Genomic DNA, 16,280 nt, shown 5'->3' with positions numbered 1-16,280 from the left:
CCCGGCTTCCCGGGCGCGAATAAGGCCACTGGCCGAGGCGCAGGGCGCTGCCGCCGGCTGCGTCGAACCCGGCGACCCCATTGACGCCGTTGACCCCGTAGGCCCCGTCGACCCCGTCGAACCCGGCGACCCCGTCGGCCGCACCCACCCCACCGACCCCATCGACCCCGCCTACCCCTCCGACCGCGGCGCGCCCGAGGCTTTCACCGCGCTCGCACCCCGTACGCCGTTCCTCCGCCACCCCGTCACCGTCGCGACCGGACTCGCCGCGCTCACGCACATCGTGTGGTTCCTGTTCTTCGCGAACAGCGGGGGCGACCTCGCCGCGCAGGACGCGTGGGCCGAGTTCGTGGGACGGCACCCGGACTCCGCTTACAACCTGGCCTGGTACGGCGGGATGCACCCGGTGTCGTACAGCGTCGTGTCGCCGTACCTGATGTCGCTGCTCGGCGTGCGTACGACGATGATGATCGCGGGTACGGCGTCCGCCGCGCTCACCGCGCTGATCCTGGTCCGGGTGCGGGCCGTGCGCAATCCGCTGGCGTGCTCGCTCGCCGGGGTGTTCGCGTTCCTGTGCAATGCGCTGTCCGGCCGTGTCACGTTCGGGCTCGGCATGATGTTCGCGCTGGGCGCGGTGGCCGCCGTGTTCTGCTGGCCTTACCGGTGGAGGACGAAACGGTGGGCGAAGGCCGCGGTCGCGGCGCCGCTCGCGGGGCTGGCGACGGCGGCGAGCCCGGTGGCCGGGCTGTTCCTGGGGGTCGCGGCGGCGGCGCTGTTCCTCAACAAGCGGCGCCCCGGGGCGTACGCGCTCGGTCTCGCGCCGGTCGCCGTCGTGGCCCTGTCGTCGTGGCTGTTCCCGTTCTCCGGTACGCAGCCGATGTCGTTCGGGTCGACGATGCTGCCGTTCGCCTTCGGCGTCCTGGTCTTCGTCCTCGTACCGGAGGACTGGCGCACGGTCCGCACCGGCGCGGCCGTGTACGCGCTCGGCACGCTGCTGACCTGGCTGATCGACTCGCAGATCGGGTCGAACGTGTCGCGGCTGCCGATGCTGTTCGCGGGTGTCGTGCTGCTGGCGGCCCTGCCGTACACCGCCCGTCGCACTCGCAAGTGGTACGCCCTCGTCCTCGCCTTCGCGGTCCTGAACGTGTGGATCGGTTTCAAGAGCGCCGACGACATCGTCCGTACCGCCCCGGACGCGTCCTGGGCGCGTGAGGCGGCGCCGCTGATCAACCAGTTGCAGCAGCTCGGCGCGGAGAAGGCGCGGGTGGAGGTGGTCCCGGCGCGCAGCCACCGGGAGGCGTCGGCGCTGGCCCCGTACATCAACCTCGCCCGCGGCTGGAACCGGCAGGCGGACATGGAGCGCAACCCCGTCTTCTACGACGACACCCTCAACTCCGCCACCTACCGCGACTGGCTTCACCGCTGGGCCGTCCACTACGTGGTGCTCCCCAAGGGCGAGCCGGACACGGGTGCGGAGCAGGAGGCGGAGCTGGTCAAGGGCGGCCAGCCGTACCTCCGTCCGGTGTGGTCCGACGCCAACTGGCGGCTGTTCGCGGTCGAGGACCCGACCCCGCTGGCCGACCCGCCGGCGATGGTGGAGCGGGCGGGCGCCGGCGAGGTGACGATCCGGGTGGGCACGGCGGGCCGGGTGCTGATCCGCGTCCCGTACTCGCCGTGGCTGGCGCTCCTCGACGCGGACGGCAAGAAGGTGGAGCCGCCGCAGGAGACGAAGGCCTCGCAGGAGCGCGAGGAGGGCCCCAAGACCTTCCTCAACCTTCACGGTTGCCTGCTGAAGGCGGAGGAGGACCGGGAGGGCGACGAGTGGACGGAACTGCTCGCGCCGAAGCCGGGGGTGTACCGGCTGGCCGCGCCGTACAAGATCTTCCCGCGCGGCACGCCGTGTCCGGAGGAACTCCGCTGACCCTCACGGTTACCGCGAGTCGCGCTGCATAGTGGTCGGGCATGGCGAGCGTACGAACTGTGCTGGCAGCGGGCTTCGTCGTGGCCGGAGGCTGCCTGATCGCTGCGGTGTCCCTCCTGGGCGGCGACGACGCCCCGGCCCCGGGCCCGGGCCCGGAGGGGCGGGCCCCGGAGCGGAGCCTGCCGTCCCTCATCGCCCCGACCCGCCCGCCCACGTACACGGCCTGGGCGGGCCCGGGCTGCACGACGGACACCACGTACCGCGAGCAGGGCCGCTTCGAGAACGGCGACGCCGCCTGGTACACGGTGCCCTCCGGCGGCTTCCGGGGCGGCGGCTGCGACGGCCGGTTCACCGCCCTCCCCATGTCGGGCACCCCGGACCGCGACGGCCCGGCCACCGCGACGTGGACCTGGCCGGTCGGCACGGACTACGAGCGGTGCGCCCTGGCGGTCTTCGTCCCCAAGGGCCCCCGCGACATCGATGTCGCCGGAAACCCGACCGTCTACCGCGTGCTCGCCGACCCGGACGACCCCACGTCCACCTACGCCGCCTTCGGCGTCCGCCAGCCCATCCACCGCGGCACCCTGGTCCAGGTCGGCACCTACCCGGTCAAGTCCCCCACCTTCACGGTCCACCTCACCAACCGCGGCCTCGACTGGGGCACCCCCACCCTCACCGGCGCCCACCACGCCGCGGCCCAACTACGACTGACGTGCCGCGACTGACGGCTCCGGCCGACACAAAGGCCCCGGACCATGACCGGTCCGGGGCCTTTCGCGCTGGTGCCCCCGGCAGGATTCGAACCTGCGACACCCGCTTTAGGAGTCCGTACGGGGCCCTTGTCTGACCAGTGCTGATAACGCAACAGGCCGGTTGACCAGCGGAAACGGCGTCTCGCCGTATCCCAAGTTATCCCGGCCCTTCCCGGCCTCATGTGTACGGCATACGTACGAGAACCGGGCGGCGCCGCCGCATGCGGAGACATGAACGGCGGCGCCTACGGCCGGACCCCTTCGTAGACAAGAGGTCCGAACCATGCAGAACACCGTACCGTCCACTTCCACCCTCCCAGGGCTCTTCAAGCCGTCCGGCAGCCTGGTCCTGCCCTACCTGCCGGCCATCCCGGCGCAGCCGACCGCGGGCGACAGCGAGCGGACCACCTCCAAGCCGGCAGACCCGGCAGCACCCAACCCCTTCGACAACGCGCCCGGCGTCACCGCCACCGGAGCCACCGGGGCACTTATCAAGGCCGCGCTCTACGAGTGGGAAGCCCCCGCCCCGCACACCAGGCTCGCGATCTGGGCTGAGCCCCTGGCCGACGGCGACTTGGATGTCGCCGGCGCCGACCAGCTCATCGCCGACCTGGAACGCTTCATCCCCCGGCTGCGCGCCCTGCGTAACCGCCTCGCCAGCCTGGACGCCCAGGTGGTGAACGAGTGACCGCCCCGCGCACCATCACGGTGCCCACCCTCGATCACGGCGACGTCACCATGCCGGAACCGTCCTGGTGCCTCGGGCACGCGGGCTGGCCGGTCGAGTACCGCGTCGACCTGGCCCACACCGGGCGGGAACACCGCTTCGAGTTCGACGGGGAAACCCTCTTGGTCGCCGTGCTGACCCAGGACCCGTTCGCGTCGGGCGGCCGCCGGCACACCGGGCTGTATGTCGAGCAGACCGGGTACGCCCGCACCCTCGATCCGGCCGACCTGGACAAGCTCGCGGCTGCGCTCGTCGAGCACGCCGCACAGTTGCGGCGCCTCGCCCGTGAGCTGTCCGTGCTCCTCTCCACCGAGGAGGGCGAGTGAAGCGGGACCCGCTCCTGTGGGGCGCCCTCGGTGCCGTGCTGGTCGTGCTCGCCTCCGCTGAGTACAACCTGGCTCGCGCATGTGGGTTCGGCGAATGGGTTGCTGCCGGAGTTCCGGCCGCGCTCGACATCTACGCCATCAAGGCACTCAGGGCGAGGCGCGACGTCCTCGTGGTGGTTGCCGCGCTGATTGCAGTGAACTCGGCTTCCCACCTCGTGGCTGTGGGCTTGCTGCCTGTGGCGCCGCCGCTCGTCGTCGCAGTCTCGGCGATCGCTCCGCTGGTCCTGTGGCGGGTTCACCGCCTCGGCGAGCAGCCGGCATCCGTCGCCGCGGAACCACAGCCGGAACCGATCTACGTTGCGCCGGAACCAGCGGAAACCGCACCCGCTCCGGCCGCACGGCGAGCCGAGCCTGAGCCGGTCGACGCCGCCGCGTACGTGCCCGTCCTCGGTCCGTGGACGCCGCTGGCGGAACTGGCGCCGGAACCGGCCGGAACCGGCACTGACCAGCAGGATTCCCGGTGGTTGGAGTGGGCCGGGGCCGGGGCGGAACCGGTGCCGGAACCGGCGGAACCGGTCCACGCTCCGGAGGTTCCGCCCGCCGGTTCCGGCGCGGACGACGTGGGCTCCGAGGACAGCGGCAACACCACCTTCGCCGCCCACGTCGCCACCGCGCGGAAGTGGCTGGCCGCCGAGCCGGAACTGACCGGAACCGCCATCGGCGAACGGCTCGGCAAGAGCGACGGCTACGGCCGCCGCGTGCGCCGCGCAGCCGTCGCCGACGGCTGACGGGCCGGCCCGTCGTGCTCTTCGTGTTCTTCGTCGTCGCCATGGTCGCCGGGTTCGTGGGGCTTCGCCTCACGGGCCCGGCCCGGGAACGCGACCTGTACGCGCTGCCCGTGCTCGGGACGTGCGCGCTGATTCTGACTCTCGCCGCTCTCGGCGCGGCCATCCTCCACTGAGGACGTTCACATGATCATCGTCACCATGGGCGGGGTCACCATCGGCCTGGCCATCCTCATCGCCTACCTCGTCGGCTGGTGGCCCGGCCTGAAAGCCCTCCGCTCGAATCCGCTCGGCCACCTCGGAACGCTCGCGCCGTTCCTCATCGCCTGGTGCTACGGCGTACTCGGCATCCTCACCGTCGGCGGCCTGATCGGCTGGGCTTTCGACGCCGCCCTGTGGGTCACCAATTGGCTCGGCGACGTGGCCCTGGTGTGGGGCGTCGGCGTACCCGTCGGCACCGTGGCCCAGAGCACGACCTACCTGCCGCTCACCACGACCGGAAACGCCGTCGTCCTGCTGCTCACCGTCGGCATCTTCGCTGCCATGAAGCGATCCGCGTGGCGCAGCGACCTGAAGCGCGGCATGTGGTGCGGGCTCGGCCTCGGCACCTCCGCCGGCATCGCCGGATTCGCCGCCGTGCCGCTCGCTCAGGCGGCGAACTGGGCGGGCGCCACCCTCTACGGGGCGATCGCATGAGCGAGCAGCGGGTAGCGACGCCGAGCCGGGGCGCCGGCGGCTGCGTGGCCGTGGCAGCCGTCGCTGGCGGGCTCGGCATACCGTTCGCGGTCACCCCGGACGCGGGCGTCCTGGCCGTCTGGATCTCGGGCGGGGCGGCTGTGTGGTGGGCCGTGAGGCGCCGCACGGTGTCCGATTCGTCCGCCACTCCCCCACCGCTCTCCGGCACCCCTTCCGGTGACGTTTACGCAGATGAGAGCGACGAAGTAGAGCGAGTGGAGTGGGGCCCGGAAGGGGTTACGTGCATCATCCACCCAGTCCGTAAGGAGGTGACTGGGGAGTGATCACCCGACTTCTGGCCGCCGCCTTCGGCTACGACTACTGCGCCGTGTGCGGTTGGTGGACGAGACCCGCTTGCGGACACTGAACGCCTGCCCATACGCAACGACCCCCGAGACGCTGGGAAGCGTCCGGGGGTCGTCTTGTGCCCGCTCCCACCTGGATCGCCACGGAGGCGCTGTGGCCCACCCGAGTCGGCATGCGCCGGGCTGGTTCCAGGGCCACGGACAGGAGCGGTTGCAGCGGGCGCCCTGTCTTGCTCGCCGTCGGGCGCCGCGCTTCACCGCGCGCGCCTCAAGGACGTTGGCGGGCGCGGGGCTTGGAGCTGCCGTCGCGGGTCCACGACGTGTTGGAGTACTCGTGGAAGTGGTCACCCTCATGCAGGGGCTCGCGGGTGCAATTCCGGTTGGGGGCGCTGGGGTTGGGCTCCCAGCACAGGTGGAGCCTGAGACGTCGACCGAGCACGTTCATGAGACCGCCTTCCCGGCGAGTGGCGTAAGGCCGCGCTGCTCGCGGCAGGGCGCGCACGCGTACAGCCGCACAGGCGGGCCAGAGGAACGCTCGGCGACCTGGACCACGACAGCGGACCCGGACGGCCCCTTGTGCCAGTGGCACCAGTCGTCCACTGGCCGTGCATCGTTGACGGGAGACTTCGTCTTTGCGGCCATGACCAGCACCGTAGGAACGCCCATGGGCAACCGCCGCCCGATTGCGCCCGATTGCGCGGGCAGGGGCGGGGTTGGCGCGGGTTGCTCAGGCCGGCTGTACCTGGGCCCTGGCTCGGGCGATGAGCCGGTGAGCCTGGGGGCCGTACGCCGCCGCCTCGTTGAGCCGGTCCCACACCCGCCCGTACAGCGCCAGGTCGTCCGCGGAGTCGAACTGCAACTCGGTGTTGATCGTCTCTACGATGACGCGCTGCTCGTCGAAGATCCAGAACCCGTGCTTCGGCGTGAGCGTCATGGGTGCGCCGAGCGGCACGATGCCGAGCGTGACCGTGCTCATGCCGATGAGGCCGACGAGGCGGTCCAGTTGCCCCGCCATGACCTCTCGCGGGGCCACCAGTGCGTGCAGGGCGCCCTCCCACACCAGGACGCGGAAGAGCTTGCCCGCCTCGTAGAGCACCTCTTGGCGGCGCATGCGCGCGCGTACGGCGGCCTCGGTGTCGCGGGGGGACTGCATCAGCTCAGCGTTCTGGGCGAGGAGGTGGCGGGCGTAGTCCGGTGTCTGGAACAGGCCCGGGATCACGGTGGCTTCGTAGCCGCGCATGGTGGCTGTTCGCTGGTACTCGACGACGTACCGGTCCTGGACGGGCCGGTGCCCGGCGGCGAGCTGCCGACGCCAAGAGCGCTGCTGCGACTCCAGGCCGCGCAGTCGGCTCTTCAGGTCCTCACCCTGTCCAGGGGCGTCGGCGGCGCGTGCCCACGCCTCAAGGTCATCAGCGGTGGCGGTCTGCTTGCCGTTCTCCAGGCGGGAGACCTTCGAGCGCTGCCAGCCGAGCCGGGCGGCGAAGTCCTTCCCGTTCAGGCCGGCCTCGGTGCGCAGTTCCCGGAGGCGCGCACCGAGGGCCATCCTGGCGCTCTGAAAGTCCGTGCTCACACGGACGAACGTACCTGTGCCCAGACGTCCGCAGAAGGGACAGCGACCGGCCATGCGGCGTCGCGGGCCCGGCAGGCGGCCAGCACTTCGGCCGGGTCCTCGACGACCTCGACGCCGAGCGTGGTGTCCGTGTCGTCGATGTGCATGCGGACCAGGACCCGGGAGTCGAACAGCCACAGGTCGTAGTCCGGCAGGTGTAGCCGTTCGGCCCCCGACCGGGTGAGTACGCGGATCTCCTCGCCGGCCGCGACGTTCCCGGCCGCGGTCGCCATGAGAAACCGTTGCCCGTCTGTGGGCGGCTCGTCGATGATGCGGACGCGGGAGAACCGGGCGCCCTGGGATGTCCGCTCCCGCACGTTGACGTTCCAGGGGTGGTCCGGCTCCGGCTCCGGCTCAATGCCGCGCATGAACGCCTGGAAGCGCGCTCCCTGCCGATCGGACGCGTAGCCGCGGCGGGTCTCCAGCCTCCACGCGGTGTGCTCGAACTCCGCAAACAGGTGGGTGATCTCCTCGAACGGAATCAGCGGAGGCACGTCACTCCTTCGGGGCGAAGCGGGTCAGCAGATCACGCGGGATGACGACGAACGTCTCGTGCTCGCCCACGTCGCGAAGCTGGGCCAGGTGCTCCGGGTCGGTGAGCTGGTCGCCCTGAACGACGATGTCGCCGGTCTCGACGACCTCGTACAGGGTCGGGCAGTTGCCGTGCTCGGACGTCGTACCGATGAACCTGAGCGTCATGTGTTCACTCCGTTCTGGCTGGTCGGGACACCAGCATGCGGGCAGGAAGCCAGCCGTGGGTACAGGTTGCGTGAGATTGCGAGCATGCCCACGCGGCCGTGCTCGGTTGTGCAAACAGGTGGGACGAAATGACCCGCCGATGGCGGGCAGGCAGTAACAGACGCCCCAGCCTGCTCACACCCGAACGGGCTACGCATCGAAGCGTTTCTCCCTGATAGCTGCTTGGCTGAGGGCATCGGACACACGGAGCTCTCATGCGGAACACTGCAGAGGATGACCTGACTGCGCAGCAGTGGACAGTGCAGGTCTTCAAGGTGCTGACGCTCGACCAACTGTGGACGCAGCGACTCAACGCAGCGAGCATGACGCACGCCGACATGGCGGACGCCGCCAAGATCGGCGACATCCTGTGTATGGAGTGGCGGCAAGCCACGGATGTGCGCGCTCACGAGTTCATTGGAGAGTTCGTCCGCGAAAACTGGTACCGCTTGCGAGACAAGCCCCACGTTCTCAAACAGCTAAAGCGGCACGCCAGATTTACGGGCGATGCGTATGCGGCGGCGCGTGGAGCGGTCGACGACCTCTTTGCGTTGCACGACCAGGTCGCGTACGACCTCATGGTCAAGGTGGATGCGCTACAGGAACAGCGCTGGACTCCCGGCGACCTGCCGGATCACGCTGCACGAAAGGCCGCCGTCGTTGCGGCGATCGTGTTGCTGCTCCTCGGCCTCGAACCATTCGCCACAATCTTGAGCATCGCCTTGGCTTGGCCTTCCTCGGAGTCCCCTGGGGGGTGACTCCCCTCACCGCCCCGTCTGGGGCTCGGGATGTGCTGTGGGCGTCGGTCTGTACGGGTCTGGGGAAAACGGCCCCCTGGCCCCTTGAAGCGCCCGCACGGGGGTGAACGCGTCCCTGCTGGACTGTCGCGACCCCCTGATCAGGCACACGGGCGCGTGACCCTTCGGCGTGTCGGCTGTCTTACGTTCCTGCTGGTCAGCGAGCGATAGCCGTTACACGTCTGGACATCGAAGCGCCCCGCCGGGGTGATCGACGGGGCGCTTAGTAGGCGCTGGGCAGTCAGTGGACCAGGCTTGATGCTCGGGCCCATGGTTCCCGGCCGGCCGGGGTGGACTTGGAGCGGTGGCCGGGGGACTTTGACGCCTGGTCTGTCAGGCCGCCGGCGGCCGTTCGTCGCTGGCTTCCCATTCGGTGAGCTGTGCCCGCGCTGCGCGGCCGCGCTCGCCGCCTTGCTGCGCGATGTGCGCGAGCGTGAAGCGGTTCATGCGGGTGTCCTTCATCGCGGCGAACTCGTCGGCGGCCGTGTCGCCGGACAGCGGGCCGATCAGCTCGCGGTACAGCGCCTTGCCGTCGGTGACGCTGCCGGTTGAGCGGTTCTTACGGGTGGCCATGGCCTATCTCCTCAGTCCTCGATCTTCTCGAACTCGACGTGCACGCTGCCGTCGCCATCCGGGGTGCGCACCGGGCGGTGCCGCGGTTCCCCAGTCCTCGCGCTCACCGTGGTTTCTCGCGCGGCGGCGTCCTCGCGCTGCGTGAGGTACGCCTTGGTCAGCTCGTCGACAGTCGGCACCCACAGATGCACCTTCGGGTGCGACAGCAGCCAGAGCACCCACGCGCGGTCGTGCTGCACCTCGAACGGCTTGTGCGGGTGGGCCACCGGCCACGGGGGCTTCACGGTCTCCCCATCGCGCCGTGCGGGAGTCCACTCGGGCCAGACCTCGGCCACGTTTTCGATCTCGGACCACACGTCGAACACCGCGCGGAACCCGACACTGCCGTACTTGGTACCGACGCTCTCACCGATCGCGAACCGGCTGAGCGTGCGCTGAGCGTTCCGGATGGCGGCGTAGCGGGAGACGACGCCGGCGAATCCGGACCAGGCTGCGACGGCTTCCGGGCCGCGGTCGATGGCGCCCTGCGCGTCGTGCACACCGCGCAGCGCGGCCGACATGGGCCGTGCCCGGCTGATCAGCTCGTTGAGTACGGGCCGCAGCGCGCGCAGACCTTCGTCGGCGCCGGCCCTGAGAGTGTTCTCGCCGTGGTTGTTCAGTCGCTTCTCGACGCCCATGAGGATGTTCAGCTCGGCCGTGCGGAACTCGTTGGCCTGCTGTGCCTCCCATGCCCGGCGGCCGAGGTCGCTGGGGACGGGCTTGCCTGTGGTGACCGCCTTGAACGTCTCGGCGCCGAGGTCGGCGGTCGGGGCGGTCGGGTCGCGCAGCTCGGCGAGCCGCTGCTGCACGAGGGCATCGGCAGCCTGTACGGCGCGGAAACCTGGGATGGCGTCGCGGGCGATGTCGAGCGGGTCGCGCTCGGCGGTGGTGGTGTCGGTCATGGCGGTGCCTTTCGGGGTCAGGCTGCGGGGTCGCAGCCGGGGTGTGTGGTCTGGTTGGGTTCGATGAGCACCATCGGCAGGCCGCATACGGCGCAGAGACCGGTACGGGTTTCAGAGAGTGGCTGCGAACGAGCACCCGTAGCGCCCGTAGCGCCCGCAAGGGTGTGTTCGGGCAGGTCAGGTAGGGAGTCGGGCGCGGGTGCTGTGGATTTCTCAGCACCCGCGATAGCCCCCGCGGCGCCCGCCGAGCGCCCGGCGCGGGTGCTGCGGGTGGTGCTGCGGGAGCTGGCGTCAGCCGTAGCGCCCGCTTTTTTGTGCAGGTCAGAGCCGGTAGCGGGTGCTGTGGGCGCTGCGGGTGCTGTTTTGCGCCTACTCTCCGAAGACGTGAGCCGGTACAGGCGCGAGCGGTTACCCTTCGGCTGCCGCTGGGAGTCGTCGACGTCGATGCCGATCGTCCGGAGCGCGGGCGCGAGCCGCTTCAACTGGCCGGCCGCGCGGGTGGAGTCCTTTGGCCACTTCTTCGGCAGCCGGTCCGGCGCCGGAACGGTGTCGAGGAGCTGCTGCGCGGTGAGCGTCACGCCGCCCGGCCCCGCAGCGTCGACCAGGGCGACGACCGCCTGCGCGAATGGCTCGCCGTCGAGGACGTCGGCGACCGCGTCCTGCGCACTGGCCTTGTACGAGTCGAGGGTGTTCCAGCCCTGCACCTGGTCGACGGCGGCGAGAATGCGCGCGAAGTCGGCCATGCGCGGCCGCGAGGTCAGCACCACGTCGGGCAGCACCTTGAGCACCTGCGACAACAGGGTGAACAGGCTCGCCAGCACCGAGGCGTGCGCCTCGGCGTAGACCGCATCCAACTCGGCTTCCTCGCGCCGCTTGTGGTCGGGGATCAGTTCGAGCTCGATCGTCAGCAGCCGCTCGGCGAGGTCACCAGCGAGCGCGCCGGCGTCGATGGTCGTCATCGCCAGGACCCGCCGGAACTCCAGCACGACGACGTCGTCATCGGTGTACAGGGCCCGGTCGACGATGCCGTCTCCGGTCACCGCGCGGCACAGAGCATCGGACAGCCAGTCCGGGACGATGGAGACGTTGTCGAGGCACAGGGCCCACGAGTTGAACGCTTGCGTGGCCCATGACTTCACGTCGCGGGGTGCTGTGCGCTTAGGTGCGCCGGACGGGTCGACGATGCCGATCACCATGGCCGCACCCTTGGACTTGCCCGTGCCCTGCTCACCGCGGAACGTCAGGATGGGGTGCGGCAGGTCGGGGATGAACGCGGCGACCAGCCACGCCACGAGCAGCCGGAATCCGTCGTCACTCATGTTGAGCAGGTCGCGCAGCTTGGCCAAGCCGTCGCCGTCGGCGACCGGTTCGGGCAGGGGCTTCATCGCGCCGGATCGACGGAACAGGACCGGTGAGCGGGCTTCACGCCGCCAGCCGTCCGTGTCGACGACGACGCACCGGCCGTCGGACGTGGCGAGGTCGATCACGATCCCGGTCCCGTGCCGGGCGACCCGAAGGTGCGGCACGCGCGGGTCGGCGCTCGCGGCCACGCCTTCCAGCACGGTCATGGCGTCGGCGAGCGCGGACTGCGAGGGTACGGAGCCGTCGTTGGCGTCGGTGTAGATCCGGGCGAGCTGCGAGCGGAGGCCGGCCTTTCCCCGCAGCGGCAGAGCGATGTTCGGGCCGTCCTGCTTGACCCCGTACGGGCGGCCGTCCTCGGACATGAACAGCTCGTACCGCTCGCGGGCGAGGGCGACGAGCTGTGACGCCTGGGTAGGGCCGCGGCCTTTCGCTTCCTCACCGATGCCGTTGGCCTGAAGAATTTCCCGGGCCTTCTTGCTGATCTCGTCGTCGCGGTCGCTCATGTACGGGTCCTTGCTGGTGCGTGTCGGGCGCTCGCGACCGTGCGCGCGGCGGAGGCTTCGGGGTGGCCGGCTGCGACGGCCGCGTCGATAAGCGCGCTGGTGACGGCGGCCGGGTCGACGTCGGTCTCGAACGCGCGGCAGGCCGCCCAGTACAGGCGGTTGTTCAGCTCCCCCTCGGGCGCGGCCAGGACGAACGAGATCAGGCCGGTGAGGACGGCGGAGCGTCGGCGGCCGGGGCGCTGTACGGGTCTGGGGGCCGGTACGGGTGTGGCCTTGTGGACCATGAGGCTGACGAGGCCGGCCGGGGCGGCGGCGACGGGGTGCATGGCCGCGATGCGGTACACCCCCTTCGGGGTCCACGAGCCCGGCCCGACCAGGTAACCGCCGTAGCCGCGGACGTCGATGCCCGGCCCGAGCTTCCCCGCGCTGTTCTGCACCGAGGCGGCGGCCGGGCCGGTGAACCACAGGTGCAGCCCCCCGCTCGGTGTCGCTACCACGACGGTGACAGGCACGGTGAAGCGGTGTTCCTCGGCGAGGGCCTGGAGCGAGGCGACGCCGTCGACCCCGTTCTTCCGGTCCAGGTCGACGCCGAGCAGCGGGTGCTCGCCGCGGCCGCACGCGATGCCGTATCCGGTGGCGTGCGGGGCCTCGGCGAACAGGTCCGCCAGGCGCTGCATGTCGTTGGTGGCGTCGTGCACACCGTGACCAGGTCGGCCGCATTCGCCGCGGCACTTCGGTGTGCCGCGCGGGTCGTCCCGGTGGGGGGAGCGGATCGCCGGCATCTTCGTCCGGCTGATCGGGAAGGCGTGCAGGCCGCGCCGGACGGCTTCCGTGGCGTCGCGGAGTGCGTTTCCCCATCGCTGACCGTGTGGCACCATGTCGAATGACTCGCCGCCCAGGTAGTCATTTGCCCCCGCGTCCTGTTCCAGCAGGCCGGGGGCTTCGTCGTTGGTGGTCATGCGGCAGCCCCGGTGTCGACGCTGCGGGAGCGCAGCCACGCCTCGACCACGGTCCGGCTGTAGCGGATACGGCCGCCGCGCCCCGGCGTGAGCTTGATGTAGGCGGGGCCGATGCCCTGCCACCGCCAGTTGGCGAGGGTCTGCGCGCTGACCCCCATGAGTTCCCCGGCCTGTTCCGGGGTCAGTCGTTCGGCACCCATCTGAAAACTCCTGTCGAGATTTTCTCGATGATGACTTGCATCATCGCGGGATAGTCCGTGATGATGTGGAGCGTAACCGGGATGATCCCGGTCCGCAAGATCCGGGGTTCTGTCGAGAAAAGCTCGACTGATACCGTCCGGATCATGACGACAGGACGTATCGAGTTGGGACCGACGGGGCGGACTGTGGCCGCCAATGTGAAGCGTCTGCGGGAGGCTCGGGGGCTCACCCTCCGGGCGCTGTCCGCAGAGTTGAAGGAGCGCGGGCGCCCGCTCAGTGCCGACGCGCTCAACAAGATCGAGAACGGCGCCCAGCCGGAAGGCCGCTCGATCCGACGTGTGGACGTCGACGACCTGGTCGCCCTCGCCGCCGCGTTCGGTGTGGGCCCGCTTGCCCTCCTGCTGCCGGTGGACGCCGAGCCGAACGACCAGGTGGAGCTGACTGGCACCCGCCCGGTCGGCGCCTACGCGGCGTGGACATGGGGCACCGGCGAGGGGCCCATCGAACTCCCGAAGGAACGCGGAACCGCCGCCGCCGGCCGGGCCCTGTACGCCGCCGTCTCGCACTACCGGCTGCACGGGCTTCCGCACTGGCTGGCAGACGACCGCGACGAGCAGCGCGAGGACCATGCCCGCCTGACCGCCGAGCAGTACGAGCGCGAGCGGCGAGAACGGGATCCAGGGGGTAGCGATGGCTAGGGTTTGGATTGAGGACCGCGCCAACCATGCCGACTACCAACAGGCTGTGGATCGCTGGAAAGCCGCGAAAAAGGCCGGCAGCAAGCGCACCCCGCCCGGCCGGTGGCGCGTGCGGTGGTACGGCCCGGACAACAAGCCGAAGGCCAAGACCTACGCGACGCTGCCGCGCGCTGAGGCGGAAAAGCAGTCGCTGATGGTGCGGCTCGACAAGGGCTCGTACCGCGACCCCCAGTCCGCGAAGGTCGCGGTGCGCGTGGTCGCCGAGGAGTGGCACGGGTCGCTGCGCAAGCAGGGCCGGCGTACGAAAGACGACTACCGGGAACTCCTCGACCTGTACGTGCTGCCCAAGTGGGGAGACTGGCAGGTCGGGGCTGTCCAGTGGGTGGACGTCTCCGACTGGGTCAACGAGCTGTGCACCCAGCCGGGCAAGCGCGGTAAGCCCCTCAGCCCCGCACGCATCGCGAAGACCTACTACGTGCTCAGCGGCGTCATGAAGCACGCCGTACGTACCCACCGGATCTCGACCAGCCCGGCACACGACCACGACCTGCCGCGCGCCGAGGACGAGGACGATCACGTCTACCTCACGCACGACCAGCTTGAGACACTCGCCCTGGCCGCCGGTCGCTACGCCACGTTCGTCCGCACCCTCGGCTACACGGGAATCCGGTGGGGCGAGGCAATCGCGATCAAGGTGGGCCGCACCATGCTCCCCGACCGGCGCATCCGAATCGTGCAGGCGTACTCCGACGTCGACGGTCATCTGCAACTGGGCCCGGTGAAGAACCACGAGAAGCGGTCGGTCCCGCTGCCGCGTACGTTCGCCGAGGAACTCCGTCCACTGGTCGACGGACGTTCCCGCGACGCGCTGCTGTTCACCGCACCCGAGGGCGGCCCGATGCGCTACCCGAACTTCCGGCGCCGTGACTTCGACAAGGCTGTGGCCGCGGCGGGCCTCGGCGGACTCAGCATCACGCCGCACAAGCTGCGGCACACCGCGGCTTCACTCGCCATTGCCGCTGGGGCGGACGTGAAAGTCGTGCAGACGATGCTCGGGCACAAGTCGGCCGCGATGACTCTCGACGTCTACGGGCATCTGTGGCCGGACCGCCTCGACGAGGTGGCGGACGTGCTCGACGCGGGCCGCGTGAACGCTCTCGCGAAGCTGACAGCGCCGCTCACGACGACGGAATGAACGAACTCATGTGTACAGAATGCGTACTGCCCGCCAGGGCTCCCCCCGACGGGCAGTGATCAACTGGCCTGTGACCAGCACTTTGCAGTTGTGCCCCCGGCAGGATTCGAACCTGCGACACCCGCTTTAGGAGAGCGGTGCTCTATCCCCTGAGCTACGGAGGCGGACGGTGCCGTGGTGGGCACCGGCGTCAGTGTAGCGGGTGAGGGTGGGGCGGGGTGGGGTCAGGCCGGGCGGTCGAGGGTGACGAGGGCGTTGAAGCGTTCGTCGTCGTCCTGGCGCATTATCACGAGGACGCGGGGGCGGCCGTGGGGGTCGTGGGGGGCCGGGTGGGCTTCTATGAGGCAGGGGGTGTCGAGTTCGACGTAGCGGTGGAAGGTGACTTCCATGGCGGCGGGGAGCACCCGGTCGGGCTGGGAGACGGCCTGGGCCGTCTGGCGGGCGGCTTCCATGAGGAGCATGCCCGGGGCGTGGTCGACGGGGTGGTCGAAGAAGAGCGGGTGGTGGACGTCCACGCGGAGCTGCCAGCGGCGGGGTATGTCGGTGGGGGAGAGGACCACGTTGTGGAAGGTGTCCAGGCCCACGTCCGGCGGGGAGGCCGGTGGTGCGAGCGGGAGGGCGGCGGCCATCATGGCGCGGGCGTCGCCGCGGCCCTGGCGGAGGCGTTGGTAGACCGCCGGGGCCTGGATGGTGAAGCGGGTGTGCGCGGTGCCCAGGTGGATGCCGCCGCGCCGGACGATGATGCCGAGGGAGAGGGCGGCCGCGCGCCGGCCGCGGCGTACGACGTCCTTGCAGACGACCTTGAGGTCCACCGCCGTGGGGTGGTCCGGGTCGGCGAGCAGGGCCGGCGTGCGGGCGGAGTAGCGGAAGTCCTCCCACAGCAGGTGGTGGCCGAGCGGGACCTCGAAGGCGTCGTGGCACAGCAGCGGGAACGTCTGGCGGACGGTCTCGACGAGCAGCATCGGGTCGTCGTGCCGGTCGCGGACGGGGAAGAGGGCGTGGGCGCGGGACCAGTCGGCCGTGATCTCGAAGGCTCGGTCCGAGATCCGTTCGCAGCTCGACAGGAGGACCTGGTCGGGGTCGTCCTTGTGGACGTGTTTCCGCGGGACTAAGGACAGGGCTGCCTTGGGGCTGGCTGGCCTGGACATCGTGG

19 protein-coding genes and 1 tRNA gene are annotated in these 16,280 nt (G+C 70.4%); 10 read left to right on the top strand and 10 right to left on the bottom strand.

The annotated features are described in order from the left end of the window. The first annotated feature begins 283 nt into the window (after nt 1–283). The 7 genes from ACZ46W_RS20095 to ACZ46W_RS20065 all read left to right on the top strand — a co-directional run bounded on the left by ACZ46W_RS20095 (nt 284) and on the right by ACZ46W_RS20065 (nt 5,207). Entirely contained in the window at nt 284–1,921 is a 1,638-nt protein-coding gene (locus ACZ46W_RS20095; RefSeq protein ID WP_468339846.1) for an MFS transporter, read from the top strand. A 41-nt stretch (nt 1,922–1,962) separates the two neighbouring features. After that, on the top strand, nt 1,963–2,646 hold the full coding sequence (locus ACZ46W_RS20090; RefSeq protein ID WP_468339271.1) for an adhesin: 684 nt from the start codon (nt 1,963–1,965) through the stop codon (nt 2,644–2,646). A 310-nt stretch (nt 2,647–2,956) separates the two neighbouring features. Beyond that, nucleotides 2,957–3,361 carry a DUF6907 domain-containing protein gene (locus tag ACZ46W_RS20085; protein WP_468339269.1) on the top strand — a complete coding sequence of 135 codons (405 nt, stop codon included), beginning with the start codon at nt 2,957–2,959 and terminating at the stop codon, nt 3,359–3,361. Further along, entirely contained in the window at nt 3,358–3,726 is a 369-nt protein-coding gene (locus ACZ46W_RS20080) for a DUF6907 domain-containing protein (RefSeq protein WP_468339267.1), read from the top strand. The genes ACZ46W_RS20085 and ACZ46W_RS20080 overlap by 4 nt, the downstream gene beginning before the upstream one ends. Further along, nucleotides 3,723–4,514: a hypothetical protein gene (locus tag ACZ46W_RS20075; protein WP_468339265.1), complete on the top strand. Its 792-nt coding sequence runs from the start codon at nt 3,723–3,725 to the stop codon at nt 4,512–4,514. Before ACZ46W_RS20080 ends, ACZ46W_RS20075 begins: the two co-directional genes overlap by 4 nt. 14 nt (nt 4,515–4,528) lie before the next feature. Continuing rightward, nucleotides 4,529–4,687: a hypothetical protein gene (locus ACZ46W_RS20070; protein ID WP_468339263.1), complete on the top strand. Its 159-nt coding sequence runs from the start codon at nt 4,529–4,531 to the stop codon at nt 4,685–4,687. 10 nt (nt 4,688–4,697) lie between these two features. Then, entirely contained in the window at nt 4,698–5,207 is a 510-nt protein-coding gene (locus ACZ46W_RS20065) for a hypothetical protein (RefSeq protein ID WP_468339261.1), read from the top strand. Between the two features lie 1,071 nt (nt 5,208–6,278). Here the strand turns inward: ACZ46W_RS20065 and ACZ46W_RS20060 are convergent. Genes ACZ46W_RS20060 through ACZ46W_RS20050 form a run of 3 tightly spaced genes read right to left on the bottom strand, consistent with a single transcriptional unit; the run spans nt 6,279 to nt 7,859 of the window. Next, entirely contained in the window at nt 6,279–7,121 is an 843-nt protein-coding gene (locus ACZ46W_RS20060) for a helix-turn-helix domain-containing protein (protein ID WP_468339259.1), read from the bottom strand. Next, nucleotides 7,118–7,654, bottom strand: coding sequence for a DUF6879 family protein (locus tag ACZ46W_RS20055; protein ID WP_468339257.1), 537 nt, complete (start codon nt 7,652–7,654; stop codon nt 7,118–7,120). The genes ACZ46W_RS20060 and ACZ46W_RS20055 overlap by 4 nt, the downstream gene beginning before the upstream one ends. A 1-nt stretch (nt 7,655) precedes the next feature. After that, nucleotides 7,656–7,859: a hypothetical protein gene (locus tag ACZ46W_RS20050; protein WP_359047792.1), complete on the bottom strand. Its 204-nt coding sequence runs from the start codon at nt 7,857–7,859 to the stop codon at nt 7,656–7,658. Nucleotides 7,860–8,113: 254 nt separating this feature from the next. Here ACZ46W_RS20050 and ACZ46W_RS20045 point away from each other — a divergent pair, with 254 nt between their 5' ends. Continuing rightward, a complete protein-coding gene (locus ACZ46W_RS20045) occupies nt 8,114–8,656 on the top strand; it encodes a hypothetical protein (RefSeq protein WP_468339255.1) in 543 nt (180 codons plus the stop codon). Nucleotides 8,657–9,028: 372 nt separating this feature from the next. Here ACZ46W_RS20045 and ACZ46W_RS20040 read toward each other — a convergent pair whose 3' ends face one another. From ACZ46W_RS20040 to ACZ46W_RS20020, 5 genes are all read right to left on the bottom strand, one after another. After that, complete coding sequence (locus tag ACZ46W_RS20040; RefSeq protein WP_468339253.1) at nt 9,029–9,268, bottom strand: hypothetical protein; 240 nt, start codon at nt 9,266–9,268, stop codon at nt 9,029–9,031. Between the two features lie 11 nt (nt 9,269–9,279). Further along, nucleotides 9,280–10,209 carry a hypothetical protein gene (locus ACZ46W_RS20035; protein WP_468339251.1) on the bottom strand — a complete coding sequence of 310 codons (930 nt, stop codon included), beginning with the start codon at nt 10,207–10,209 and terminating at the stop codon, nt 9,280–9,282. A 17-nt stretch (nt 10,210–10,226) separates the two neighbouring features. Continuing rightward, complete coding sequence (locus ACZ46W_RS20030) at nt 10,227–12,074, bottom strand: ATP-binding protein (protein WP_468339249.1); 1,848 nt, start codon at nt 12,072–12,074, stop codon at nt 10,227–10,229. Beyond that, the gene (locus ACZ46W_RS20025) at nt 12,071–12,952 is read right to left on the bottom strand and encodes a bifunctional DNA primase/polymerase (RefSeq protein ID WP_468339844.1); all 882 of its coding nucleotides are present in this window, start codon (nt 12,950–12,952) and stop codon (nt 12,071–12,073) included. The genes ACZ46W_RS20030 and ACZ46W_RS20025 overlap by 4 nt, the downstream gene beginning before the upstream one ends. 77 nt (nt 12,953–13,029) lie before the next feature. Beyond that, nucleotides 13,030–13,233 (bottom strand): helix-turn-helix domain-containing protein, encoded by a 204-nt coding sequence (locus tag ACZ46W_RS20020; RefSeq protein WP_468339247.1) that lies wholly within the window; start codon nt 13,231–13,233, stop codon nt 13,030–13,032. Nucleotides 13,234–13,377: 144 nt separating this feature from the next. On the opposite strand from ACZ46W_RS20020, the gene ACZ46W_RS20015 reads away from it, so the two are divergent. Both ACZ46W_RS20015 and ACZ46W_RS20010 read left to right on the top strand, forming a co-directional pair. After that, nucleotides 13,378–13,932 carry a helix-turn-helix domain-containing protein gene (locus ACZ46W_RS20015; protein WP_468339245.1) on the top strand — a complete coding sequence of 185 codons (555 nt, stop codon included), beginning with the start codon at nt 13,378–13,380 and terminating at the stop codon, nt 13,930–13,932. Nucleotides 13,933–13,978: 46 nt separating this feature from the next. After that, a complete protein-coding gene (locus ACZ46W_RS20010; protein WP_468339243.1) occupies nt 13,979–15,127 on the top strand; it encodes a tyrosine-type recombinase/integrase in 1,149 nt (382 codons plus the stop codon). A 91-nt stretch (nt 15,128–15,218) separates the two neighbouring features. On the opposite strand, the gene ACZ46W_RS20005 is transcribed toward ACZ46W_RS20010, so the two are convergent. Both ACZ46W_RS20005 and ACZ46W_RS20000 read right to left on the bottom strand, forming a co-directional pair. Beyond that, nucleotides 15,219–15,291, bottom strand: a tRNA-Arg gene (locus tag ACZ46W_RS20005). 60 nt (nt 15,292–15,351) lie between these two features. Then, a complete protein-coding gene (locus ACZ46W_RS20000) occupies nt 15,352–16,275 on the bottom strand; it encodes a ScbA/BarX family gamma-butyrolactone biosynthesis protein (protein WP_468339241.1) in 924 nt (307 codons plus the stop codon). Nucleotides 16,276–16,280: the final 5 nt, after the last annotated feature.

The sequence above is a fragment of the Streptomyces sp. NPDC031064 genome (assembly GCF_055570965.1).
Note: the sequence above shows the minus strand (reverse complement) of the source record. Positions and strands in the feature narration are given on the sequence as shown.

Coding starts and splice junctions, on each gene's coding strand:
- ACZ46W_RS20090 (WP_468339271.1), top strand. CDS start 1,963: ATGGCGAGCGTACGAACTGTGCTGGCAGCGGGCTTCGTCGTGGCCGGA.
- ACZ46W_RS20085 (WP_468339269.1), top strand. CDS start 2,957: ATGCAGAACACCGTACCGTCCACTTCCACCCTCCCAGGGCTCTTCAAG.
- ACZ46W_RS20065 (WP_468339261.1), top strand. CDS start 4,698: ATGATCATCGTCACCATGGGCGGGGTCACCATCGGCCTGGCCATCCTC.
- ACZ46W_RS20050 (WP_359047792.1), bottom strand. CDS start 7,859: ATGACGCTCAGGTTCATCGGTACGACGTCCGAGCACGGCAACTGCCCG.
- ACZ46W_RS20045 (WP_468339255.1), top strand. CDS start 8,114: ATGCGGAACACTGCAGAGGATGACCTGACTGCGCAGCAGTGGACAGTG.
- ACZ46W_RS20040 (WP_468339253.1), bottom strand. CDS start 9,268: ATGGCCACCCGTAAGAACCGCTCAACCGGCAGCGTCACCGACGGCAAG.
- ACZ46W_RS20035 (WP_468339251.1), bottom strand. CDS start 10,209: ATGACCGACACCACCACCGCCGAGCGCGACCCGCTCGACATCGCCCGC.
- ACZ46W_RS20030 (WP_468339249.1), bottom strand. CDS start 12,074: ATGAGCGACCGCGACGACGAGATCAGCAAGAAGGCCCGGGAAATTCTT.
- ACZ46W_RS20025 (WP_468339844.1), bottom strand. CDS start 12,952: ATGGTGCCACACGGTCAGCGATGGGGAAACGCACTCCGCGACGCCACG.
- ACZ46W_RS20020 (WP_468339247.1), bottom strand. CDS start 13,233: ATGGGTGCCGAACGACTGACCCCGGAACAGGCCGGGGAACTCATGGGG.
- ACZ46W_RS20015 (WP_468339245.1), top strand. CDS start 13,378: ATGACGACAGGACGTATCGAGTTGGGACCGACGGGGCGGACTGTGGCC.
- ACZ46W_RS20000 (WP_468339241.1), bottom strand. CDS start 16,275: ATGTCCAGGCCAGCCAGCCCCAAGGCAGCCCTGTCCTTAGTCCCGCGG.